The organism is Desulfosediminicola ganghwensis, from assembly GCF_005116675.2.
GTDB lineage: Bacteria > Desulfobacterota > Desulfobulbia > Desulfobulbales > Desulfocapsaceae > Desulfopila > Desulfopila ganghwensis.
Genome location: NZ_CP050699.1, coordinates 1,346,225 through 1,370,075, shown reverse-complemented (window position 1 = coordinate 1,370,075; position 23,851 = coordinate 1,346,225). Strand labels below are relative to the sequence as shown.

Below are 23,851 nucleotides of genomic sequence, written 5' to 3'. Positions count from 1 at the left end.
AATTACGATCCATCATCATCACATCGTTCTTACCCGACCGGCCCACCCTCTGTCTCCGAGCACACTCTCAATAGATGATGCGATAGTGAACCGCAACTCCCTGGCATCGCCGGCTTCAGTGGCCGCGGTATAAAGACGGGTAGCCCAGGATTTGTCCTGAAAGAAACAATAGGTGGACTCGGCAAGCCGATAGAGATCCTCGGCACTGGTGAATTTGCTTTCAGCCTCTGCGTGCAGGTCCCTCACTACAGCTTTACCCGCACCTTCATCCTTACTGAGGAGCTGAGTGAGTTGGCTGAATTCCGCTGAATTACCGCAAAGTTCAAAAGCTTTACGATAGAGTTGCTGGGCCCAGGCCTGATCTCCAAGATCCTTTTGAACCGCGCCGGCCAACATGGCAAACTGATCACGCAATTCATAATGCTCTTCGGCCTGACGGTAGAGTTTTGTGGCCCACTCTTTATCCTTGAGATTTGCCAGAATCGATCTGCCAAGGCGCACAAAGTCACCACCTTTCACCAACCCCTCTTCCTGCTCACTATAGACCGTGCGAGCAAACGCCTCACCATCAGACAATTGCCTGATGCCGCTTGCCACTACCTTGTTAACGCTGGGCAGATCCTGCCAGCGGGAAAGCATGTAATCGAATATGCTCCTTGCCCATTCCGCATCACACAACTGATTGCCGATCTCACCGGCCAGACTCAGATACTCGTCGAAGGTGCTGCTCACTTTTTCGCCTTTTTCCAATAGCCTCCTGCAATACGGTTCATCTGCGAGTTCACTGTTCACGGCAACCGCCAGGTTACGAAAGGCTCCGCTGGTCACGCACTCCATCTCCTGCTGCATGAAGTTCTTATACTTATCAGGGTTTGCCTGCCGTTTTTCAAGCTGCTGACTGATGGAACTTTTCCACTCATCGTCTGTGGCATATTCAAGTACAGCCTGCGCCACCTGCTCGAAAGCTGCTGGTGTAGCAGCCTTTTTCTCTGCAGAGCGCAGCAGTCGTAAGGCACCATCAAGATTGCCCGCATTTTCGGCAAGAGCCTTAGACGTGGCAAGCATCTGAGATGAGTCGTCGGCTGCTTCTCCAGCACGAACATAGAACTCTGCAGCCAACTCACTATCATCGGCCTTGACCCGTACCGACTCCGCCAACTGCAGCAGTTCAGAATGTTTGGTGGAGATGTCACCCGCCTTTCTATAAAACTCTTTAGCCAGTGACAGATCTTCAAGCTCCTCCAGGGTCTTTTCTGCCAGCTTAACCAGCTCGGCACCTCCTTCAAACTTTTCGCTGGCCGCCCTCAACAGAGAGACTGCGTTATCCCTGTCATTCAATTCCTTGGCGCAGACCAGTCCCAGCCCTTGCAATTCTGAACCCTTTTCCAACTTTTCAGCCGCTTCCCGGACAACCTCCTGCACCAGTCCCGCATCCTGAAGGTTCTGACTTGCTGCAACCGCCATGTCCTGAAAGTCTTTACTGCTCTTGCACAGTGCACGTCCTTCGTCAAACACCTTACGAGCCCATGCCTTGTCGCCAATCTTATCAGCAATGCCCTGGGCCAGGGCCGCAAAATCTGAGGCGTTGGTACATTTTGCTGTTGCCTGGGAGGAAATCTCTTCAGCCAGCTCCTTTTCTCCCGTGGTGTCAAGGACATGCTTACTTAATTCCAGAAGTTCTATGCCTTTGCTGCATTTTCCGGCAGCTTCAGTGTAGGTGGCCTTTGCCGTCTCAGCATCACCTGCCCCATGCACGGCATCCGCCAGTTTGATGAGTTCCTCTGCAGAGCGACAAAGCTCCTTGGCTTTTTCTATATATTCTCCTGCCTTTTCATTATTTTCCAACACCTTGCTGGCGCTTTCGGCAAACTGCAGGAACTCCATGGCCGAACCTGCCCAATCCGCACCATCTTCCAGCACTTCCAGAGCCCACTCTTTATCTCCGATATTCTCAACAATATCGGCTACGACCGCGACATAGTCTTCCGTCATCTGACAATCGTCTACCCGCTCTTCCAATTCCTCTTTTGTCAACATAGAGTCGCCTCCGTGAATGTGTTGGTCTTGTTACTACCCTGTTTAGTATCTATCGGACTACATTGAGCGAACATCAGGCTGCCTGGCCCTTACTCCGCAGGTTTTATCAGTTGGCAAAAAATGCGCGGCAACAAGCGTCGAACCTCTCAACTGCTCCGGCGCTAGTTGCCTCACTCACTGCCTAACCCTCTTCTCTTTGGATTCTCGATGGGATACCGTACATGGTGGTCGAGCCTGATGACCAGAACACCAGTCGACCCTCACGCACCATTTCATTTGCCACGTTCTTTATGACTCGTGGCTTGGCGTCCGGGTCACATTTATAAAAATCCTTGATGTACAGTTGCGGTTTGGGAGAAGTCGTTGCTTTTTTCTCAATCGCATCTTTCAACTCTTCCACGGATAGTGCCATTTGTTTCTCCATTTTTTAGGGTTCCCAGTAAGCTGATAACCAATTGAAATTAAATGCTACCAGCGGATTCTCGTTTCCGCTCTGTTCAGCAGATCAAATCACACCCCCGCCCCACTCATCAGTGAATCATGCCCCTGACATCGAGGAATTTCTCATAGTTACCGGAGACAATCTTTCCATCTCCTCCTGGAAGTGGCTTATGCATTACCGCTTCCTCACGACCGCTTATCTGCAAAGCGCTTCGCCCGGTATAAAATATCTTCTCCACAGGCAGCCCAAGCACATCCTGGCATTTTACAAAGAGTTGGGCCGCCTTTATCTCAATAGCCTCGATCTCCTCGGTATCGATGATGATATAGCCTTGTCCCGGATAGGTGTTCTTCATAAACGCGCTCAAGTCCATCGCCATAACTGAACTGAATCTACCCCGCACACGGATATTCATTGTTCCTCCGGCCTCTGTCTCCGGCCCCCAATCCCCTCACTGCTGTTGTTGCCTCATAATTCTATACCAACTCAATCATTATCAATATTTGCATCACTCTGTACCATCGCCGCCCCCACCGTTCAAATCGGCCTCAAAGAGCGGAGATCATCAGGGGTTGACCAGCCTCACCTATGGAATATCAAACACTGTTAGCATGTCCTAATTTTATTTACAACACCTATCTTGCCCTGGTCAAAGCGACTGTAAAAAACGAAGTACAGAGTATAAATCAAACCGAAAAGGCAGCACATCTTCAACTGGCATCATTTGCCGGAGTCAACCCTTGTTATCATCCCGGGCCTTACTGCTCTTCTTGGCTGAATGGGCACCAAAGGTGGCGTGTTCCAGGGTCGCAGCCAGGCCAATTGCTGCTCCGCTGTAGTCAATTGCAAAGGAGATGTAAGAACGTCATCAGTCGCCCTGATCGGAACCGAGACCTGATCCTCGCCCATCAGGCAAAACCACCCGGTGTCCAGTTCGGGCAGACGAAGCGGTTCATTCGGCTGTACTGCTTTGAGCTGGGCAACAATTCTTCCCCGTCCCAGATCTTCTATCTCAAGCAAACCAGCCTGGGCGGGATAGACGATATCGTAACCTTTGCCGTCAACCAGATACCCTGCCTGGTTCACCTTAACTGATGCGCTCAGATCCTTTTGGGCAGGCTCTGCCGAGACAGCCTGTCCGACAAGAGAAAAATCAAGCAGAAGATGTACCGGCAACCACCATAGCGATTGTGTTCTTTTCATGGCTTCAACTCAGATAAAATTGAACCTTACACGACTCCAAAGTACGGGCATATTGCGCTTACACAACTGTACTATGACTTCCAGTGAGATTCAAAGAGATGGTCACAAACACGATCTCTATAATAGTTAGGCGTCAAACCAAAGATAGACGAATTCGCACTTCATTGCACAATTTTTTCTACCGATATTTCAGATAAAAACCACAACATTCAGCATCAGATTCTCAGCCCTGGTCATTATGGCCACAGAACACACTTCCCAGGGGTCGGTAAACACAGCAATGATCAACAAAAGCAGTACGTTTCTTTCTCGCTCACCTCAAGGAGATTATCGGGGACTTAACCAGCCATCCGACATTTTGATATCGCGCAATTACCAAGGTATACTAAAAAAAAGATCACTATTACCTGCGGGCTGACCATGAAAAAATCCGTTTTTTTTCTCTTACCTTCCACCAGAAGGTTTTTCCGGGTGGGACGTCGCACCATGAATTTTTCCTTAAAGAACCTGTTAAATGGTTATATTTACGGGCGCTGGATCTACCATTACATAGGCTTTGGCACCCGGGAACATAGCTTTACCCGCAGGTTTCCGACGCTGACCAGCTTTCTCTTCAAAATATTCAACCCTTCCAACAAATCCACTGCAGACAATGAACCCGTCACTTTTGCCGACACCTACCACGGCAAAGTCATCTGCCTTGACGAGGCAAAAAAAATCGTCACTTTAAACAAAAAAATCGACATCCAGGATCTGGAACAGGTCATCCCCTACAAACTTGCCCGCTCAATAATTCTCGAAAACCCGTTGCACCTGGCAGTGCTCGACTGCCCTTGCCGCCTGGTCCGTCAAAAGCACTGTAAACCTGTTGATGTCTGTATCATTGCCGGAGAAGTCTTCACCAGCTTTGTACTTGAGCACCATCCTGACAAGAGCAGAAAAATCAGTGTTGAAGAAGCAGTGGAAATTTCAGAGGCTGAACACAGGCGCGGTCATGTTCACCATGCATTTTTCAAGTCTGACCTGTTTGGCCGTTTCTATGCAATCTGTAACTGCTGCGGTTGTTGTTGCGGCGCCTTGCAAGCCTGGCAGAGAGGTACTCCCATGCTGGCCTCCTCCGGTTACGTTTGCAAGGCCGACCAGAGTCTCTGCACCGGTTGTGGAGTCTGTGTCAGATTTTGCCAGTTCGGCGCACTTTCACTCGAAGATGGCCGTATCGTGATTGATGAAGAACGCTGCCTGGGATGCGGGGTCTGTGTCAGCAAGTGTAAGGAAAACGCCCGTTGGCTGGAGCTGGACCCGTCACGGGGAACCCCGCTTGATCTTGATGCGCTCACAAATTGAAAAGCCCGCAATCGAATCATCGATTGCGGGCTGGGGTCCGACAGGCTCCTGGCAAAAAAACACCTTTCAGCTCGATTGGGATCAGTCGATTATCTCAAATAAAGCCTGGACCTTGGTACGGATCTGGCCCTCATCATTATCGGAGTAGTCTGTCTCAATTTTCAAAAACGGCATGTCGTGCTTCTCGCTGATATACTGGCCGACCTTATAGGACTCGACGTTGTAAGAATGACAGGCGGTGAGCACAAAGTCGATCACTGCGTCAGGCTTGAAATGTTCGATCATTTCACTGAGCGCCTCCAGACGTCCCTCATTGGGTGTCATACAGGAACATGGAATCTGCAAATACCTTTTCGCAAGCGCCTCGGCGGGGTCCGCCATATCTTCTTCGAAGTCCTTCGCAAAAAGTTTGAGGCCGGTACAGCAATCCGGAGTGACAACCACGCCGCCACACTGCTCGATAATCTTGTAGATTTTCAAAGCATCTCCACCAACCGGGCTGCCTGTCACCAGTACCCTTGGTGAGTTTTGGCTGCCGTAGTGAACCCCTTCGGCTACACGCCGTTCCAACCGCTCGATAATCCCCTCCAGTACCGGAACGGCATCATCAACATCATACGGCAGGGCCATAAAACTGATATCAAACATCTCCTGCCAATTGATAACTGGCGGATGGATCGCTGCGTAGTCAAAGATTTTCCGCATCAGCTGATTTCGTTTGTTACTCTTTTTAATGCTCTCTTCGATCTGCAGATCGGTAGCCGTGCGGTTAAACGTCTCCTCCAGAAAACCCTGCAGTTTTCGAATCATTCTGGTCCAATTCTCTTTGGCTTCAACCTCGTCCGGCAACTGCGGTAAATCCATCACATGGAGCGGCTTAACTTCTGCCGCCAGCTCAAACATTTTCTTTTTGCCATCACATGTGGTTTCAGCGACAACCGCACCGGCCATAGAGAAAAATGGGCAACTTCCTTCCTGAATGAAGCCATAGCTCGACTTGATCAAAGGACAGAGATTCGCCGGCAAAACAGTCTCTGCGCTGGCAATTGTTGCTTTGGCAAAGGCGCAGAGAATAGCCGGCGTAAGCCCCATGGCCTGCATTATCTCGATCGGAGCGTACGCACAGTAGGTGCCGACGATGGGTTGGTCGTTCTCCTGCTTTTTCTGCATATATGCCAACACTCTCTTTGGAGCCGGTTGACCTGCATATTCATCCTCAAACAGCGGAATCATCTCTTCCATCTACGTTCTCCTTAATAATATATATTCAATTCCCTGAACCTGTTACTGGAGCGCACTCTCCAGCGCCAGCAAAGCCGCGCCGTAGGCGCCAATTAATTGCGGGTCTTCAGCTACCTGTATTTCCCTGTCAAGGGTTCTCTCAAGCAACATCCTGATGCACGGGTTCCTGGCCACACCGCCGGTAAAGACCAGCTCTCCCGCATCTGTTGCCGAGACTCTTCGAATCATGCCACTGACTCGCCGCACCACGCTGTCGTGCAAGCCCAAGGCTATCTCCCTGCAATCTTCGCCCCGGCCTATGAGGCTGGTTACTTCACTTTCGGCAAACACCGTACACATGGAAGAGATTGTGATATCTTTTTTTGCAGCCAGGGCCTCGTTTCCGAAATCCTCTATGCGGTATCCCAGAGATTTGGCCATGATCTCCAAAAATTTCCCGGTTCCCGCCGCACATCTGTCATTCATCTCAAACCTGCTCACTCGTCCTGTCTCAGACAGAGAGATGACTTTACTGTCCTGACCGCCAATATCCAGCACCGTCCGGACTCCAGGGAAAGTGGCCATTGCGCCTCGTGCATGCGCCTTGATTTCGGTTACTGTCCGGGCTTCGATTGATAGTTCAAACAAATTTCGCCCATACCCGGTGGCCATGATCGCATCATAGGACACCTGCGACAACAGGCTATCCACTTCACTCATGGGGTTGTAACCGGTGTCCCGCTGGAAGTTCTCAATTATGGTGCCGGCCTTATCGACTATCACCAGTTCGATGGTCCGTGAACCAATATCTATTCCTGCAAAATGTTGACCCATTTACAGCTTCTCTCCTCTCGCCTTACCGGCATGATAACGCCGTCTGCCCCAAAATGATGGAGTATTCATACAGAACTTCGCCAGCCAGCAAACTGCATTAGACTGGGCGATTTGTCAAATAGGAAATTCAAATAGATATCGATGCAATCAATTGAATTCTCGATAGTTATTCTGAAAAGAAGCGAAAGAGCGGAGTAAGCCGGAAATGCAGTTTTGGAATTGCCAGAGCCCGGAGAAACTGCAAAAACTATCAAACGTACACGGTTTACCTGAGAGCAGGATATTACTGGATGGAAAAAATCACCTCCAGCCTGCGCCCATCAGGGCCAATTGAGATGTACATGGTATGCTGAGACTGCAATCCTGCCGGGTAATTGACCAGAACAGTTTTCTCCCCCGTCAGATATCCCGCTCCACTGCAGCGCCAGCAGTTGTGAAAACCGGTCCCGGTTTGACTCCGGCAACTTGGGCAGCGCAAACGGACAGGAACCCTGATATGAACATTACCACCTTTGGCAGCCTGTTCTCTGGTGAGAAGGACTTCGACGGTCATACTCTTCAGGCGAACACCCTCTGCCATGGTCGATTCGGTGAAATCTGTCAGCATCCTGTCAAACAGGCTGTCAAAGAGAAAGCCATAGTGGTGTATAGATCTGTCCACGGCTCTTATCGTACTCTCGGCAGTCCGCTCTTCCGGAATCAGGGGCTCAACCATATCATCTTTGCCCAGTGACGAAGATCCAGCGCGCCGATGCTGTTCAACCTGAATCCTGCCCTTAAGTATCTTATCATAATTACGGCGCAAGGTGGGGTCACTCAGGACCCTGTACGCCTCATGTATTATCTGGAATCGGGACTGGTTGTTCCCGTGGTGATCAGGATGAAATTCTTTTGCGAGTTTGCGATAGGCATTTTTGATATCTGCTTGAGTTGAATCCTCTGGGACGCCAAGAATAATATAATAATTTTTAGGCATTTCAGATCCTCCTGCTGTTACTTCTCATAAGCTGTTTACGGCCTGTTTTCCTCCTGGCTTGCTGAGCCTCTTGGGGAAGGATTACCAATCCTCCACGACATTTCCTTTTTTCATGGTATCAGTAATCTTCAAAATATTCTGCTTCAGCCCGGCAGCTCGATCCCCCCCCTCTGAAAACATGAATGTTTAACAAGCGGAGAGCATGCCGGCATAATCAGCGAATATCAACTCGTCCCTCTCCTGCCTTTTTAATATTTTATGCATCAAGAATACTCTGCCAAGCCTCGGTATGAGCCGAATATTACTCTGCCAATATTTATAATGATCGGGATGAAAATTGAAAATACATCCGTGACGCCGGTAGCTATATTGACAGACATTACAATCGTTCATAATTTCTGAGAAACACAGGAGAGAGCACATAAAACAACAACTTTTCTCCGCATTTTTGTGCACATACGACATATTTCTGACTTCAGAAAAGGAGGAATGTTATGTGGACTCGAGCGAGTGACTTTGACCGTATGCTTGGCGCCATGGATCTGTTCCGCAATCGTATGAACCGGCTCTTTTCGGATTTTGACAGATCGTATGACAAGGATTTTGACTGGAGGCCGTTTGAGGGCGGTCCGCTCACAAACCTCTCTGACACGGGTGGGCACCTGAAGCTCGCTGTTGAACTTCCCGGCATTTTAAAGGAGGATATCACCCTTCGCATCCAGGGAAACTATGTCGAGATCAGTGGCGAAAAAAAGGCCGAATTACCGAAAGGATACAAAGCGCATCGACTGGAGCGTGGGACATCCTCGTTTACCCGCAGTTTCACTCTCCCAATGGAGGTTGATGCGGAGCGGGTTGAAGCGGTGCTGAAAGAAGGCATCCTGACCCTGAGTCTGCCAAAGGCTGAAGCTGCCAAACTCAAGCAAATCACCATTAAATGATAGATCTTCCATAAGTGCATTTACAACTTCAATGGAGGGACAGTCATGAGCGATAGAAAAGAAATGATTCTGAAAGAGGAAAGCATGCCGGAACGCACCAAAGAGCTGCCGGTAATAGCCCCGCTGGTTGATATCTTTGAAAATGACGATCAGATCCTATTACATGCCGATATGCCTGGTGTAGCCAAAGAACAGATTAGCGTGCATGTTGATAATGGCAGGCTTGAGATCAGCGGAGTCCGGAAACTGGACACCTCCGGATCAGAGATCTGGAAAGAGTTCGATAGCGTCGAGTACAAAAGGGTATTTTCCGTCCCGCAGTCAATTGACGTACCCAAAGTCAATGCGGAGCTGAAGGATGGTGTACTCAAACTCTACCTGCCTAAGGCTGAAGCAGCAAAGCCCAAGGTTATAGAAATCCGTTCCGCCTGACAGTTATGGATACCGGCGCCCGGAATGTTTGGCACATTTTCGGGCGCTGTTTCTTGCCATGCCTGACAGGACATTCTGTAGGTATTTGCCATCGAATCCCTGAACGATCTCATTCTTTTTTTGCAACCCACACGGGATTCACCTAAATTCCCTCCCAGCCCCCTCAAGCGTATAGTTGAACCTGGGCTGCCTGGCCTGGGCTTTCAATCCCCAAGCAATCCTGCAGAATATTTTCTTTTCAGACGGCTATTCACCACTTTCCATATACATTTTTCAGGTCAGCACTCCGAGCTCCCCTTCGCCATCTAATCGCCACCTGCCTGTAAACAGCACAATATCCTTTTTGGGGAACACACGCTAACCACCCGCCACAATGTGCCATTCTGTTATTGTCAAATTGTGCTTAGCACTGTATTTGTGAACACTGGTCGCTGATCCTGGTCAGCAATAACCTGATTAACAAAGGAGAAGTACAGCAATGTTGAGTTCCGTCAGTTTACGGGTCCGGCTCTTTGCCATATTCGGCACCATGAGCCTGCTGATGTTTATTTGCAGTATCGCCATGCTCTGGCATGCCACCGAAATCAACAATCTCATTAAGAGAATGGTCCAGAAAGAGCTGGTTATTTATAAAATTTCTCAGAAACTGGAAGTTTCACTGGCAAACCAGAAAGGGCTCCTGACCTTCTTCTTCGTTGATGGCAACCAGGAATGGCTCGACTCGCTGGAAACATTCCAGACCGATTTTGAACGGGAACTCAACCAGGTTCTGAACATGAACCTGAGTAGCTGGCAACGACAAATTCTGCAGGAGATTTCCGAAAAATACATCATTTACAAAACAGAGACCCTGCACGCAGTTGAAGAGTATCTTGAAAATCCGGCCACGATAAATATATCCGAAGCCCATGCGCGGCAAAGAGATCACCACTTTAACCTGCTCTACCTATGCGCCAAACTGGGAACGGAACAATGGGACGATATTATCGAAGAGGAGATTCGTGAAATTGAACGTTCGGAAGTGTTTAAACAAGCAGGATATCTGGCAATCATCTCTTTCACGATTCTCTGCCCACTCTTTTTCTTCCTGCTCTACAAAAAAATTCTCGGCCCCATCCGCGATATGGCCCTTCAAACCGGCAGCACGTTCCAGGCAAGCTCTCAAAACGAAATAGCTTCGTTGGAGCAATCACTGGGCAACATGAAAAAGGGGTATGACCAAGCCAATGATGAATTGACCCGAAGCCGAAAAAACCTTGTCGAAGCGGAAAAAATGGCCATGGTTGGAGAACTGGCAGCAGGCGTTGCCCATACCATCCGTAACCCGTTTACCTCCATCAAAATGAGAATGTTTACACTGTCACGTTCATCACAACTGTCCAACGACCAGACAGAAGATCTGAAGGTAATTTCTGAGGAAATCGACAGGATAGACAATGTGGTGACCAGCTTTCTTGAGTTTTCCCGCCCTCCGAAGATAAAATTGGAAAAGCATGATTTAAAAGAAGTAATTCAATCTGTTGGCAAGCTTATGGAGTTTAAGCTCCAAGGCAAAAATGCCGAGCTAACCTATGACTTTCAGCCGGACCTTCCCGAGGTGCTGATAGATTATGACCGAATGCGCGAAGCACTGCTGGGACTTTTGACCAACAGCTGCGAAGCCTTTGTCGGCAGCGGCAGGATTGTTATTCGGACCGCAAGCGGCTATGATCCGAACGACGGTAACGTTGTTGAGATAACAGTGCGGGACGACGGCCCAGGCATCCCGGAATCTATTAGAGACAAAGTCACCTCTCCTTTTTTCACCACCAAGGATGAAGGTTCCGGTCTTGGCTTGAGTATTGTCGACCGCATCGCCCGTGAACATGGCGGTAAGTTGTCAATTATTCCCACAAACACCGGCACCAAGATACGAATCAGACTCCCCATGTAGGATGGACCCATGTCAGAAATCCTTATCATCGACGACGACCACCAGCTCAACGCCAGCTTCTCCAAAATCCTCAGGCAGGAAGGGTATCAGACCGACTCTGCCTTCAATGGTCAGGAAGGTATAGAACAGGCATTGGCGACCAATCCGGAGCTGATCGTGCTCGACGTACGGCTGCCCGATATGAGTGGAATCGAGGTATTCGAACAAATCCACGCCGAACGCCCTAAAATCCCGATTATCATTATCACCGCCCACGAAAACACCGAAACCGCCATCGGTGCCATCCAGAAAGGCGCTTACGATTTTATCTACAAGCCTTTCGATATCCCGGAAATGCTTGAGCTGATTGAAAAAGGGCTCAATACAGGCCGCGCCATGTCTTCGCCAATTGCGGTCAACCCCGAGTCGGAAACCTATACCGGTCATGAAGCAATTATCGGCAGCGGCAAGGAGATGCTCGATGTTTATAAATCCATCGGCAGAGTCTCCCATACCAGCGCCACCGTGCTTATTCGTGGTGAATCGGGCACAGGTAAAGAACTCGCCTCCCGTGCCATCTATAACTATTCGCACCGGGTGGATAAACCATTTACCGTGATCAACTGCGTGGCCATCCCAGAAACACTGCTCGAATCCGAACTGTTCGGCTATGAAAAGGGTTCCTTCACCGGAGCCATGCAGAGGAAGATCGGTAAAATCGAGCAGGCGAAGGGTGGCACAGTATTTCTTGATGAGGTTGGCGATATGCCGCTCTCTATTCAGGCCAAGCTTCTCAGACTGCTTCAGGAAAACAGCATCGAGCGGATCGGCGGAAAAGAACAGATTGCCGTGGATGTTCGTATCATCGCCGCCACCAACCGTGACCTGGAACAGGCTGTGCGTGATGGCAGCTTCCGCGAAGATCTCTATTATCGTCTGGGAGTGGTGACCATCACCCTGCCGCCGCTCCGGAAGCGGAAGGATGATATCCCATCCCTGGTGCATTATCTGCTCTCAAAGCTTTCCCAAAACATGGATATTACCAATCCCGGTATCTCCCAGGATGCTCTGAAAAAGCTTACCCATTATGACTGGCCGGGTAATATCCGGGAGCTGTCAAATACCCTCAAGAAAACTCTGATTTTCAATAGAGGAGCAGCGGTTCAGCCTGAAGAAATCAACTTTCAGGGCGAACTCCAGCATGATACCTTCGCAATGAGTCATGAGGAATCCATCCAGACCTGGGCACGCTCGATCCTCATCTCCGGTCAGCACCCCAAGGCCCATGACTTCTGCATCGACCACATCACTTCTACTCTCATCAGGGAAGCACTCGACCTCACCGGCGGCAACCGCTCCCAGGCCGCAAGAATGCTCGGAATATCCCGCCCAACCCTCCATGTGAAGATGGATAAGTATCAGTTGGGTGGTCAGGAAGACAATTAGTCAGGGGTTAGAAGCTAGAAGAGAGGTGAGAGCAACTGTGTTCAAAGTCAAACCTAATCGTACAGATGAAATCTGCAACTGACTCAGAGGTAAGGGTTTTAAATTTCATCATCTTTGTTCAGCATAAGTAGGCGACCAAGTGGTTTGATTTCTCACCATGACATTTAGGATGGTTAAGAGTTTCCGCATGCATGCCGTCAGAGCAACCTTAGGCTTTTTTCCACGAGCAATTAATTGCTCGTGGAAAGTCCTGATGACAGGGTTGCAGCGTGCGGCTGTCAAAGCCCCCATGTACAAGACAGATCTTATCTGGGCTCTCCCTCCCCATATTCTTCGGGAACCGCGAAAAAAGCCGCTATCTCGATTGAGTGGAGCTACTCCGGCCAGTGCTGCCACCTCTTTTCTGTTGAGTTGGCCCAACTCAGGCAAGCCTGCTAGGAGTGCAAGCGACAATACTGGTCCTACACCTGGCACGCTTTGTAATATTTTATCGTTTACTCGCCAGACATCTGATTGCTGGATGAGCTTTTGGAGATCCCCATCAACGTTTTGCAAACGTTTTTCCAGCCATTTGATATGTGCTTCAAGATCTTTGCGAACATGTTTTGTAGAGCATCTAAGGCGATTTTTTTCCATAGTTAACATGTCCACAATTTGCCTGCGGCGCACTAGAACAGCATCCAATTCTCGAGCTTGCTCGTCTTTGATCGGTCGAGGTTCTGGTCGAATAGCTTCACCAAATCGAGCGATTATTTCAGAATCGATAGAATCTGTTTTTGCCAACTTGCCAGTAGCTTTAGCAAAGTCCCTCACCTGTCTGGGGTTTACTACGACAATGGGTAGGAATTTCTTGGCAAGTTCACTTACGAGGGGAATCTCAAGGCCGCCCGTTGATTCAAGAACAATCAATGTAGGCTGTAATTCCTCAAAGCGTTTTACCAGAGCGGAAATTTCCGTTGGAGCATTGGCTGTACTCCATTTTTCCTTGGTTGGCCGAACGGCGATGTCCAGCTTAGTTTTTGATACATCAATTCCAATAAATATCTGTTGATCCATGTTAGATTTCCGTTTCCCAGCCTTGTGAAATGCGGGCTCTTAGTAAGGCCCCGGCAACTGTTCGGGTTAAGCAGAAAGGACCATAACGACCAGCGCTCACACACGGGCTCGTAGTTTAATTGTCCCAAGGAGTGGTCGATCTGTTACGGTCATGTAGCGAAATATGTTACTTAGTAAACTATGTAGGAGTATGGGCGCAACATACAAGGAGTAACGGCTGGTGCTTCGCCTTCGCACAACATCAGAAGTAATAGCCTGTTCTGACCATGAACTGATAACCAGCCTGAACCAGCACCTCGCTGAACGGACACATTCCCAAGGCACCACCACACACCTCTCCGCAGGACAACCGCATGTTGAATCGACTGGACTGCCGGCAAAACCAGTTCAGCCCCCTCGTCACTCCATTATCGGTACAAGCCAGCCGGATCGGACCGATACGAGCAGTATTTACTTCTTCATCTTATATGGATTCATGCTCAATACCGGACAGTTAGAACGTTTAACCACCCGGGAGGTGACACTACCCAGCAGAATCTTTTCGAGACCTTTGGTACCGTGGGTACTGATTATCACCATATCTGCCCCAACATCATCGACATACTGCACAATTTCTTCAGCAGGATCACCGACAAACACTTTCCCATTACACCGGATGCCATCCTTGCCTGTTACGGCAACCAGCCGTTCCATCATTTTTTCAACAGAACTTTTGTACTCATCCTCCTTAATGGCTGAGTACCTTACGACCATCTCCCCGCCAAGGCTGTACCCCATGGGAATGACGTGGATAAGATACATTTCCGCATCAAATTTTCTCGCCAACTCAGAGGCATAATCAACCAGATACTCTGTGTTATCCTCGAAATCTACGGGTACAACAATCTTTTTCAGGATCTCCATATTCATCTCTCTTTACAGTGAAATAATCTTAGAGCTTCCACAAAATCTGAAAACCGCAAGAGGCATATAAAAACAGCAATACTTTAACTATGCCTCTCATATTTCCTGCCATCTATTGAGAATAATTATATCATGGCTGAGCAAATGAACGTAGTCGACCGGGAATTACGGCCGAACAGCCCATTGATACAGGCATTCCCCAAATGATGATGCCCGGACTCCCGGGCACCGGGTGCATTGGGATGATGAAGAAACACCGATCGGCATTCGGGCAATTCTGCTGGCTCGCTATCGTTAATTTTCCAAAACGTCGGGCCGCAGCATAAGGTGTAAAAATTACCCATCGCAGAGATGAGTGAGTAAAAACTGTTCACCACTCTTTTGCCTGCCCTTACTGCAAGATTTTTTCCCCCGCCAGTTCGATTCGATAGTTCAGGGCGATAACCGTTTCAGCCAGATCAATGCCCATTCTGGCACATGAATTGATTGGTGTTTTCTGCAAGTCAGCCCGAAAACGTTATCAGATACACTCCGGGACATTAGTGATAAAAGTTAACATGAAGAGATGTGAGATGAACAGAGAGCACGTAGCATATATAGATTACAGAAAATTTACGGCATTTGCTGTATTGCTGATGGTTTTCACTGTGGCCGTAGCACAAACTGCATTAGCAGGCCCTTCCCAGAGCGGTTACGCTCCCGGGCATCATGTAAAGATGCTGCCTAAAGGTCACATGGTGGTGAAGCATAGCGGCAAGAATTACTACTTCCACAATGGCTATTACTACCAGAAAAACAGAAACGGTTTTAATGTTGTAACCGCACCCGTTGGCATTACCATCAAAAAACTGCCGTCCGGCGCTCAATCGGTAAAAATCGGCACGGACGTCTATTATAATTACTACGGCGTGTATTATAAGAAATCCAGGAATGGCTATGTGGTCATTGAGAGACCAAGGGGAATTAAGATCACCTCTCCCAAACAGAACCTGAAAAAGACCTTTATGGTCAAAGTCGATTCACCTGTTCTCAACGTGCGAACAGCACCGGCAATGGGTTCTTCCGTCACTGACAGGGTGTATCGGGGGGCTAAGCTCACAGTGAGAGCCAAGAATAATGGCTGGTATTATGTACGGCTGCCAAACGGCTCTTTCGGTTGGGTAAACAGCAGATTTACTTCTTAGCGGGTTACCGCTCCCAAAAATAATGGCAAGGGAGTGCATGCCCCCTTGCCACCTAACCGTAAAACCGTAAAACCGTAAAACCGAAGTATTTAGAATGAACGGTTATACTGCAAACCCATTAAAATCGCATCCGCATGGGTGGTTGCGTTGACAGAAGTGCCCAGCTCTGTCGTTTCTGTTACGGCCACATCCTTACCCAACAGGTAGGTAAAGCCGAAATCAATATCAGATTTTTCATTGAGGGCATAGGTGAAGCCGGCGGAAAACCATTGGCGATCTGAATCGGGTACGGAAATAGAGGTAACCTCATCCTGGGCGGCGGTGTCATACATATAGCCGGCACGAAGCGTCCAGGTATCGTTCAGGTAATAAGTACCGCCGAGGGCAAAATGCCAGCCATCCTGCCAGGCATAGTCCTTATCATAACTTGGGCCAACCATACCGCCATCTAAATCACGAAATTCAATCTTATCGAAAGCACTCCAGCCAATCCACTGGATACTGTAATGCACCGCGAACTTGGTATCTTCGATTCTATGATAACCGGAAAATTCCGCTATATCCGGCAGAGGTAAGCTGATTTTCTGGCCCTTGTCATCTTCAGTATCCATGGTGGGGCTATAGCGATATGACAGGCCGAAGCGGTTGTTTTCATTCAGCTCATATGTGGTGCCAAGATTAAAGCCCACAGCCCAGCCATCTGCTTTATCCACATCAAGAACAGTTGGACCTCCGGTAACGGCACGTCTCATTGAGCCCTGACCGTAGATAAGGTCCAGACCCGCCCCGACACTCCATTGCTCGTTAATGCGGTAGGAACCTGCTAATCCAAGATTATAGCTCTTCACGTCGGTCAAGCCGGCAAACTCGCCTGCCGGATATGAATCGGGAAATTCTGTCTTGGTGCCGAAGTTTGAATAGGCGGTAACGCCCACGGCAAATTTATCATCGATTGGCACGATGAGATGAAAATTGGGGGCAATGGAGGTGCCACCGACATCATCAACAGTTCCAATGGCACCGCCATTATAGCTGGCATCTTTGACTTCAATCAGGGAGGTGATCGTTTCAAAACCAAGCGACATTGACGTTTCATCAAAAAGTGCCATGGCTGCAGAGTTGCGGGCCACTACAGAGGCGTTATCTGCGATTACAGCATCACCTGCGAAGGCGCGACCAATGCCGGTTGCTGACTGAGCATTAATTTGAAAGCCTGCGGCCATGGCATGGCCCGAAGCCAGACTTATTGTCACCACGATCACTGACTGTTTCAACAGATGTGTATTCTTTATCATTAGGAACTCCCTTTACCGACTTCCGCTCTCTCATCAACCCTGACATGAGCGTCCCGCTTCATACCTGAACTATTGGACGCAAGAACGAGTAATTAATATCTCTCTCCACTGGCGAGCTTCGAACCCGCCCTTACTCTCCTTTTGAGCCAAACAACAATGTAGCAATAAAAACAGTAGATTAAGACTGTTTCGGGTATATCGTTTTGCCCAAAAAACAAAAAGTCAGGGACTATACCATGGAGACAGGAGAAGTAAACGACTAAAGGAAAGTATACGGGGAGTTAGCCGGTCAATACCGAAATCGGGTAAAATGCTTCAAATCATTCAACGACAGCCCGGCACACAACCAGGGTTGCTTGCGGGAAAAGATCAGTAAAACTGTTGCCGGAAATCGATCGACAGAGTCGAAACCATGTCGCGGGGTTGAGTCGGCATGGCAACCCAGCTGGTCACCTGACATCGCGACATAAAATCACTGCAAAAAGCGGGGAGAGCGCCACTCATACGTCATCAGGAAAGAGTAGGCTGATATTCTTCAGCAACGCGTTCAACTCCACCGGCTTGGCCATGTAAGAGGCCACAGGCGCCTCCAGCTTGACCTGATCCTCTCCTGCCGGGCCGTCACCGGAAACAACAATAATCCTGGCGGAAGTGCCTCTATCCCTTAAAATCCCTACTACTTCAAGCCCGCCAATATCCGGTATCTTTAAATCGAGCAGCATCAGGTCATATGATTCCTGAGCCATGATATCCAGTGCGGCGCGCCCACTGTGTGCGATCCCGATCTGAAATTTTCTCAACTCCAGCCGCATGGCAAGGGTTTGAGCAAACTCCACCTCATCATCTACAATCAATATCCGCAAGACCTTACCGTTCTTCGCTATCATGCTGTTCCCCCTCTATCGGAATAGTGATTGTAAATGCGGTACCTTTGCCGGGATTTGAGTGCACTGTAATATCACCGCCCAATTTCTTGATCAGGCCATAGGTTATGGAAAGCCCCAGCCCTGTGCCCTTACCCTGCTCCTTAGTGGTGTAGAAGGGTTCAAAAATCCGGTACACCACCTCCTGCTCCATGCCTGGCCCGTTATCCTGCACTGTTACCTGGATATCCCCCACAAGTTGACTGGTGGTAATGGTGATTCCACCATCCTTGCCGATGGCGTCTATGGCATTGTTGATGATATTCAGAAATATCTGTTGAAGCTGCATCCTGTCGCTTTCAATCGTCGGTAAATCATCACCAAAATGCAGACTTGTATTGATACGGCTATATCGCATAGCGCTTTCCAGAAAAGTGAGCACTTCGCAAATAAGGTCATTAATCTCAAATTTCTCAGCCCTCACTTCGCCGTGCCGGGCAAAACCGAGAAGCCGGTGGGTGATAGCCTTACACCGCTTCACACTGGTATTTATCCCTTTCAGGTTTTTCTCGATGGTAGCCTTATATTCGAAGTCAGACGTTATGGTGAGCAGATCCTCTATAAGCCCTGTTTTCTCATTGATTATCGCCAGTGGGTTATTAATTTCATGACCTACGCCCGCAGCAAGTCGGCCGATTGAAACCAACTTGTCGTTATGCTCCGCCTCCTTCAGCATCGACATCTGCATTTCATCCGCGCTGCGGATAAGGTTGATCAGATAGCTGACCAGGTACTGAATAATAAAAACACCCAGAATGATACTGCCGAGTATGATGTACAGAAGCTGCTTTTTAAAAGCCACCCAATCCGCCTGGTGAATAAAATGCTTCTTCACCAGAACCACCGACCAGGGCGTATTCGGTATTTTGCCTATCGCCTCAAAAATCGCCTCGCCATTTTCCGCCACGGTATGATGGGTACCGGCCGCAATCGCCATTGGATAGCTCTGAAAGGTATCTCCATAGTAGACCGATGGAGTCTGTAGTACCCCCGACTCATCGACAATGAACAAGTCTGCTGCGGCGTTGGTCTTGATGGTATTGACAAACTTTTGCAGAGTCAGCGCATCAATGGTTGCCCTGAGCACCCATGGTTTTCTCGTCTTCGGGTCGATCTTGCTGACGGCGATGGCAAAATGGGGAGTCTGGCGATATCCCATATAGACAGTACTGATATGGAGCCCGCTGGCCATGACCTCCCGGTACCAGCTCTCCTTGGAATAATCCTTGCCCACAAGGTCATAGGGACCATAATAGGCCTGTTTGATGCCAACGCTGTCAATTACCCCGAGGTCGGCAAAGAATCCGTAATGTTCTCGTTTTCTCTTGAGTACCTCCATCAGGTTATGGCCGCTCACCAGTTCCTGGTAGCGATCTTCCCTGGCTACGAATTCAACCACTGAGCTGAGACTGTCGACCATGTGCTGCATAGCGCTGACCGAACCATCGAGCTGCCAGTTCAACTGTTCAGACTCTGCCTTGACCAGCAGGTTGTGGTAATAATAGTAGCTCAGCCCCGATACCATGCTCACCGGCACCAAGGCTATAACGACCATTGCGCCCAAAAGTGCATAACGCAGCTTTTGATAATTACGCTTGGAAGCGACAAATCGACCGGGTTTCAGAGAATCGGGAATCACCCGTTCAAAATCAAGCGATGTATTGATTCCTCTCATGATTCGTCACCTTGACCGGTACCATCAAACAGTATCTGCCCCTGCCTGAGTAAGCCTGCCTGGTGCATATTCAAGGCATTGCGCCAGTCGGCGATGACTCCATCCACAACACTGATCTGTTTCCAGCGCAGGAAGTTAAAGTGCATTTCATCGATGCCTCCGCAGACCACGTCGGTGATTTTTTCCTCGAGGATCATTTTACACAGCTTCTCATCGGACGGTTTATCCATGATGATGGTCTTCGGCTCGCCAGCCAGTTTGCCGTCACTAATGCTCGCGACCAGCAGTTCTGTAGCGAGATCGAATCGCGGCGCAACATATTTTCCCTGGATGGTCATCAAAAGTTTCCGTTTCATCAAACACCTCTCACAACAGCTCGTACTTTTTCATCCGTCGCCAGAGCTTCATGCGTCCCCACCCCAGTTCCTCCGCCGCAAGTTTTCTGCTGCCGCCATGCCTCGTCAGCATTTCGACAATCATCTGCCGCTCGATAGCTCCCCAACTCTCCCCCGCCTTTATCTCGTCATTCCGGGATTGCGGAGCACAGGTCTCTACCCGGGACAGAGTATTTTCGTCGGTAACAACTTCACGCTTCTCCTCAACTGCATTGAACAGAAAGACAGGAATATGCTGCCGACGGATCGTCTCTTCCGGGCAAACATTGACGCAGTATTCAACAATATTGCGAAGTTCCCTGATATTACCGGGATATTTATAGTTATGAAGCAGCTTGCTGACCCCTGCGGAAAAGCCGGTTATACTTTTATTTAATCGTTGGTTGTACGTATGCAGAAAATGATGGAGCAGTAACTCCACATCCCGTTGCCGCTCCCTTACTGGAGGCAGGTGTACATGGAGGACATTAAGACGGTAGAAGAGATCCTCCCGAAACTCGCCCCTGGCCACCTGCTGCCGTAAAGGGCGATGAGTTGCGGCAATAATTCTGACATTCACCTCAACACTCTGCTCTCCCCCAACCGGAATGAACTTCCTGTCATCAAGTACTGACAATAATTTCACCTGCAGCGACAGAGGCATGTCACCGATCTCTGTGAGAAAGAGAGTTCCTCTGTCTGCCAGCTTAAACATGCCCTGCTTATTTCTTGTAGCCCCGGTAAAGGCACCTTTGACATGTCCGAACAGTTCAGACTCCAGCAATTCTGTCGGCAGTGCGCCACAGTTCACCTTGATAAAAGGCTGGCCTGCCCGCTCGGACTCACGATGAATAACCTCGGCAATCTTGTCCTTGCCGGTACCGGTCTCACCGGTAATCAACACAGAAGCGTCAGTATGAGCCAGAAGCGGTATCATATCGAGCACCTTCTGCATCTTCGAACTTTGTGCGATGAGGTCACTGGTATCAATTGCTGCGGCAGTGCTCTCCCCCCCACCGCTCCGTGCTGAAATATCTTCGGCAATCACCAGCAATCCCTGACATTCCTGATCTTTTTTCAGAGGTGCAATATTATAGAGAACCGGGATTTTTGTCCGGAAACGGCTCAGGATATCACCTGCCACTGCGAACGATTTACCGGTCTCCACAGCCCGGATGTAGAGCTGCCCCCTGGAGTTGCCGGTGTTGCTTCGCACAACCAACTCACCGAAAATACCCTGCACGCTGTCGACCTCATAGCCGGTCAGGGCTTCGAGTCGCCGGTTCATGTCGACGATGCGAAATCCCCTGTCCAGAATCATGGCAGGATACGGAATACCCTCCAGGATTGTCTGCATTTCAAAATTTACCGATGCGTCCTTCATGGTTACAGTGGCTCCTTTAATCCGAATTTACCATGAATCACCTTCCAATCCATCCAACTTCCTGGCATTTTCAAACATTTTGAAATTTTCAGTTGTTCTTTCCCGGCAACACAACGCTCATGAGAAATCCGGATCAGCCAAAACTGCATATAATCGAGACCTTCTTGCGACCTGCACCCAGAATGGGTCCAGACCATGAACCATGAAAAGTTCACAGTTCATGGCATGCCTACCAGGGTCTCGCCTTCAGGATTTTATCTATCTGCTCCCGGGACTTGCTTTGCAGCACCAGTACCCTCTTCTGTTTTGCATCTTCTATTTTTTCCAATAGTTCGTTGATATCCACAGGCTTTTCGATAAAGTCCTCGGCTCCCAGCTTCATTGCCTCCACTCCGGCACGGATTGAACCGTGCCCGGTGAGGATGAGTACCTCCGCCTCAGGAACCTGGCTCTTGATACGCTTCAAGGTTTCCAGGCCATCCATGCCGGGCATCGATAGATCAAGCACCACCACATCCACATCTGACCCACTCATAACCTCGAGTGCGTCTTCACCTCTGGTAGCGGTACTCACCTTCAAATCCCGTAATTCCAATCGGCTTGCCAACGTCGTTAAGAAGTCATCTTCGTCATCAACTAGCAGAACTCTCGTATTCTGAATCTCAACCATGCGAACCTCGTTCTGTTTAATTTTCTGTTCTTCTGAATATCTCTTGTCCAGGAATCTGTCAGCCGGCAGATCAGTCCTGCTGATGGGATGCCGCCTTCTTGTGAGCTTCCTTAATGGTTGCTGAAAGCTCTGCGATATCAACTGGTTTATTCATATACGAAAAAGCACCAAGCTCCATGCAATCAAGCATATCCTGCTGGGAACCATGGCCGGTGAGAATGATAACCTCGACATCCGGTGCCACCTTCTTGGCTTCCCGAAGTACCTGAACCCCGCTCATGCCCGGCATTTTCAAATCGAGCACCATCACATCCGGGCAATCCTCTTCGAGAAGACTCAAAGCTTCGTCACCATTGAACACGCCGTAAGTGCCGACATCCCTACTTATCAGACGTTCAGAAATGGTCTCAACAAACTCACGCTCGTCATCGACGAAAAGAACTTTTGATGGCAGATCGAAACGCTGCCTCCGGTAAATCGAATCATTGTAGTGAATGCTTTTTTCAACCTGCACTTCCGTAATGGCTGCTACCCCGTCAAGAACCAGGTTGTTCAATTCGTTGACCAGCCTGTCAAAGTTCAAAACACTTTTCTCCACTCCCAGAGTCGCCTTGGAACCAGAGACAGAGACATTCATTTTATGGCCGGCCGCCAGAAGCTTTCGCTCTACTTCAGCCTGCACCGCCATATCAACTGCAGCCTGCTCGGATTGCTCGGTTCTGAGAAGGGATGTTCTTTGAAAATAGCTTGAGATTACCCCGGTAAGAGTATCGGCAGAGCGACCTTCCACCGGCACAACCAGATCGAAAAGTGAGCTGTCAAACGCCTCTTTTTTATACAAAAAGTCGGTTAAGTTAAAAGCTTTCAGATCTTCGTCATGGATCTGTTTTTTCGCTGAGCGCTCAGAAAGCCCTGCAGCAAGTGCTGCCTCGATGCGTGATTTCCTGTTATCTGCAATCAGCGCTTTAAAAATATGCGAGATTTGAGGAGAGATCAGGGAGGTCATGTAACCAAAGAACATATACCCTTGGGGCTGGACGATCTTTTCAACCAGGACGCTCTTGAGCTGATTGAGGTGCTTTTCTCTCTCTAATGTAAATTTATTGAAAACAGAGGTCCTGCCATAAAGAGCCCCGTTCAGTCTATCAAGGCTTGTTCCATATAATTTAGATGTATCTTCGAGTAATTGCTGATCACGATACACTCTCAGGTCATGTGTGCGGGCAAGGGCTTCAGCCACCTCGGATGCCGGTGTAAATATGCATGGAAAGATCGCTATTGATGACATGGTGTTCCTCGTTATGAAAATGTTGTTTTTTTACCTGCGTTACACAAATCAAAGCCTCGCTGTGGTTTCTTGTGCATGTTTCATACCATTTTGTATCACCGACCCCTTTATGGCCTCCTAACGGCCGTAAATCAGCCGAATAAACATGGTAGCCCAACCTCACAACTCCAGAGATTTAGCAAAAAAGGCGTTACTACCTGTCCGATTACTTTGCAAACTGTAAAGAGATTTGACGCCTGCATACCTTTCTGACAGGTTCACCTAACCCTGAACGCTTGTCACCGGTACACGCGATTACGTGATTTTTCCCG

The 23,851-nt window shown here is 49.0% G+C and carries 22 protein-coding genes; 6 read left to right on the top strand and 16 right to left on the bottom strand.

Annotation, left to right across the window (positions count from 1 at the left end; genetic code table 11):
* Nucleotides 1-18: 18 nt before the first annotated feature.
* The 4 genes from FCL45_RS05870 to FCL45_RS05855 form a co-directional block, all read right to left on the bottom strand.
* Nucleotides 19-2,037: a hypothetical protein gene (locus FCL45_RS05870; protein ID WP_136798822.1), complete on the bottom strand. Its 2,019-nt coding sequence runs from the start codon at nucleotides 2,035-2,037 to the stop codon at nucleotides 19-21.
* 181 nt (nucleotides 2,038-2,218) lie between these two features.
* Complete coding sequence (locus FCL45_RS05865) at nucleotides 2,219-2,449, bottom strand: dissimilatory sulfite reductase D family protein (RefSeq protein WP_136798823.1); 231 nt, start codon at nucleotides 2,447-2,449, stop codon at nucleotides 2,219-2,221.
* Between the two features lie 118 nt (nucleotides 2,450-2,567).
* Nucleotides 2,568-2,894, bottom strand: coding sequence for a hypothetical protein (locus FCL45_RS05860; RefSeq protein WP_136798824.1), 327 nt, complete (start codon nucleotides 2,892-2,894; stop codon nucleotides 2,568-2,570).
* A 305-nt stretch (nucleotides 2,895-3,199) separates the two neighbouring features.
* Nucleotides 3,200-3,682 carry a hypothetical protein gene (locus FCL45_RS05855; protein ID WP_136798825.1) on the bottom strand — a complete coding sequence of 161 codons (483 nt, stop codon included), beginning with the start codon at nucleotides 3,680-3,682 and terminating at the stop codon, nucleotides 3,200-3,202.
* A 420-nt stretch (nucleotides 3,683-4,102) separates the two neighbouring features.
* Here FCL45_RS05855 and FCL45_RS05850 point away from each other — a divergent pair, with 420 nt between their 5' ends.
* The gene (locus FCL45_RS05850) at nucleotides 4,103-5,026 is read left to right on the top strand and encodes a 4Fe-4S binding protein (RefSeq protein ID WP_136798826.1); all 924 of its coding nucleotides are present in this window, start codon (nucleotides 4,103-4,105) and stop codon (nucleotides 5,024-5,026) included.
* Between the two features lie 81 nt (nucleotides 5,027-5,107).
* Here FCL45_RS05850 and FCL45_RS05845 read toward each other — a convergent pair whose 3' ends face one another.
* The 3 genes from FCL45_RS05845 to FCL45_RS05835 form a co-directional block, all read right to left on the bottom strand.
* On the bottom strand, nucleotides 5,108-6,268 hold the full coding sequence (locus tag FCL45_RS05845) for a double-cubane-cluster-containing anaerobic reductase (protein WP_136798827.1): 1,161 nt from the start codon (nucleotides 6,266-6,268) through the stop codon (nucleotides 5,108-5,110).
* Between the two features lie 42 nt (nucleotides 6,269-6,310).
* A complete protein-coding gene (locus FCL45_RS05840; protein ID WP_136798828.1) occupies nucleotides 6,311-7,081 on the bottom strand; it encodes an acyl-CoA dehydratase activase in 771 nt (256 codons plus the stop codon).
* Nucleotides 7,082-7,364: 283 nt separating this feature from the next.
* Nucleotides 7,365-8,057, bottom strand: a complete 693-nt coding sequence (locus tag FCL45_RS05835; RefSeq protein ID WP_136798829.1) for a J domain-containing protein — start codon at nucleotides 8,055-8,057, stop codon at nucleotides 7,365-7,367.
* A gap of 494 nt (nucleotides 8,058-8,551) precedes the next feature.
* Here FCL45_RS05835 and FCL45_RS05830 point away from each other — a divergent pair, with 494 nt between their 5' ends.
* The 4 genes from FCL45_RS05830 to FCL45_RS05815 all read left to right on the top strand — a co-directional run bounded on the left by FCL45_RS05830 (nucleotide 8,552) and on the right by FCL45_RS05815 (nucleotide 12,788).
* On the top strand, nucleotides 8,552-8,998 hold the full coding sequence (locus tag FCL45_RS05830; RefSeq protein WP_136798830.1) for an Hsp20/alpha crystallin family protein: 447 nt from the start codon (nucleotides 8,552-8,554) through the stop codon (nucleotides 8,996-8,998).
* 45 nt (nucleotides 8,999-9,043) lie between these two features.
* Complete coding sequence (locus FCL45_RS05825) at nucleotides 9,044-9,430, top strand: Hsp20/alpha crystallin family protein (protein ID WP_136798831.1); 387 nt, start codon at nucleotides 9,044-9,046, stop codon at nucleotides 9,428-9,430.
* A 478-nt stretch (nucleotides 9,431-9,908) separates the two neighbouring features.
* Nucleotides 9,909-11,363: an ATP-binding protein gene (locus tag FCL45_RS05820; RefSeq protein ID WP_136798832.1), complete on the top strand. Its 1,455-nt coding sequence runs from the start codon at nucleotides 9,909-9,911 to the stop codon at nucleotides 11,361-11,363.
* A 9-nt stretch (nucleotides 11,364-11,372) separates the two neighbouring features.
* Nucleotides 11,373-12,788, top strand: coding sequence for a sigma-54-dependent transcriptional regulator (locus tag FCL45_RS05815; RefSeq protein WP_136798833.1), 1,416 nt, complete (start codon nucleotides 11,373-11,375; stop codon nucleotides 12,786-12,788).
* A 108-nt stretch (nucleotides 12,789-12,896) separates the two neighbouring features.
* Here the strand turns inward: FCL45_RS05815 and FCL45_RS05810 are convergent, their stop codons facing one another.
* Nucleotides 12,897-13,844 carry an IS110 family RNA-guided transposase gene (locus tag FCL45_RS05810; RefSeq protein WP_136800054.1) on the bottom strand — a complete coding sequence of 316 codons (948 nt, stop codon included), beginning with the start codon at nucleotides 13,842-13,844 and terminating at the stop codon, nucleotides 12,897-12,899.
* Nucleotides 13,845-14,294: 450 nt separating this feature from the next.
* Nucleotides 14,295-14,747 carry a universal stress protein gene (locus tag FCL45_RS05805; RefSeq protein WP_167495929.1) on the bottom strand — a complete coding sequence of 151 codons (453 nt, stop codon included), beginning with the start codon at nucleotides 14,745-14,747 and terminating at the stop codon, nucleotides 14,295-14,297.
* 572 nt (nucleotides 14,748-15,319) lie between these two features.
* Between FCL45_RS05805 and FCL45_RS05800 the strand changes: the two genes are divergently transcribed.
* A complete protein-coding gene (locus FCL45_RS05800) occupies nucleotides 15,320-15,931 on the top strand; it encodes a DUF6515 family protein (protein WP_167495930.1) in 612 nt (203 codons plus the stop codon).
* Between the two features lie 89 nt (nucleotides 15,932-16,020).
* Here FCL45_RS05800 and FCL45_RS05795 read toward each other — a convergent pair whose 3' ends face one another.
* The 7 genes from FCL45_RS05795 to FCL45_RS05765 all read right to left on the bottom strand — a co-directional run bounded on the left by FCL45_RS05795 (nucleotide 16,021) and on the right by FCL45_RS05765 (nucleotide 23,540).
* Entirely contained in the window at nucleotides 16,021-17,226 is a 1,206-nt protein-coding gene (locus FCL45_RS05795; protein WP_136799927.1) for an outer membrane protein transport protein, read from the bottom strand.
* Nucleotides 17,227-17,726: 500 nt separating this feature from the next.
* Nucleotides 17,727-18,113 carry a response regulator transcription factor gene (locus FCL45_RS05790; protein ID WP_136799928.1) on the bottom strand — a complete coding sequence of 129 codons (387 nt, stop codon included), beginning with the start codon at nucleotides 18,111-18,113 and terminating at the stop codon, nucleotides 17,727-17,729.
* A complete protein-coding gene (locus FCL45_RS05785; protein ID WP_136799929.1) occupies nucleotides 18,094-19,824 on the bottom strand; it encodes a sensor histidine kinase in 1,731 nt (576 codons plus the stop codon). Before FCL45_RS05785 ends, FCL45_RS05790 begins: the two co-directional genes overlap by 20 nt.
* Entirely contained in the window at nucleotides 19,821-20,180 is a 360-nt protein-coding gene (locus FCL45_RS05780; protein WP_136799930.1) for a hypothetical protein, read from the bottom strand. The genes FCL45_RS05785 and FCL45_RS05780 overlap by 4 nt, the downstream gene beginning before the upstream one ends.
* 10 nt (nucleotides 20,181-20,190) lie before the next feature.
* The gene (locus FCL45_RS05775) at nucleotides 20,191-21,582 is read right to left on the bottom strand and encodes a sigma-54 interaction domain-containing protein (protein ID WP_136799931.1); all 1,392 of its coding nucleotides are present in this window, start codon (nucleotides 21,580-21,582) and stop codon (nucleotides 20,191-20,193) included.
* 229 nt (nucleotides 21,583-21,811) lie between these two features.
* Entirely contained in the window at nucleotides 21,812-22,252 is a 441-nt protein-coding gene (locus tag FCL45_RS05770; protein ID WP_136799932.1) for a response regulator, read from the bottom strand.
* A gap of 70 nt (nucleotides 22,253-22,322) precedes the next feature.
* A complete protein-coding gene (locus tag FCL45_RS05765; protein WP_136799933.1) occupies nucleotides 22,323-23,540 on the bottom strand; it encodes a response regulator in 1,218 nt (405 codons plus the stop codon).
* Nucleotides 23,541-23,851: the final 311 nt, after the last annotated feature.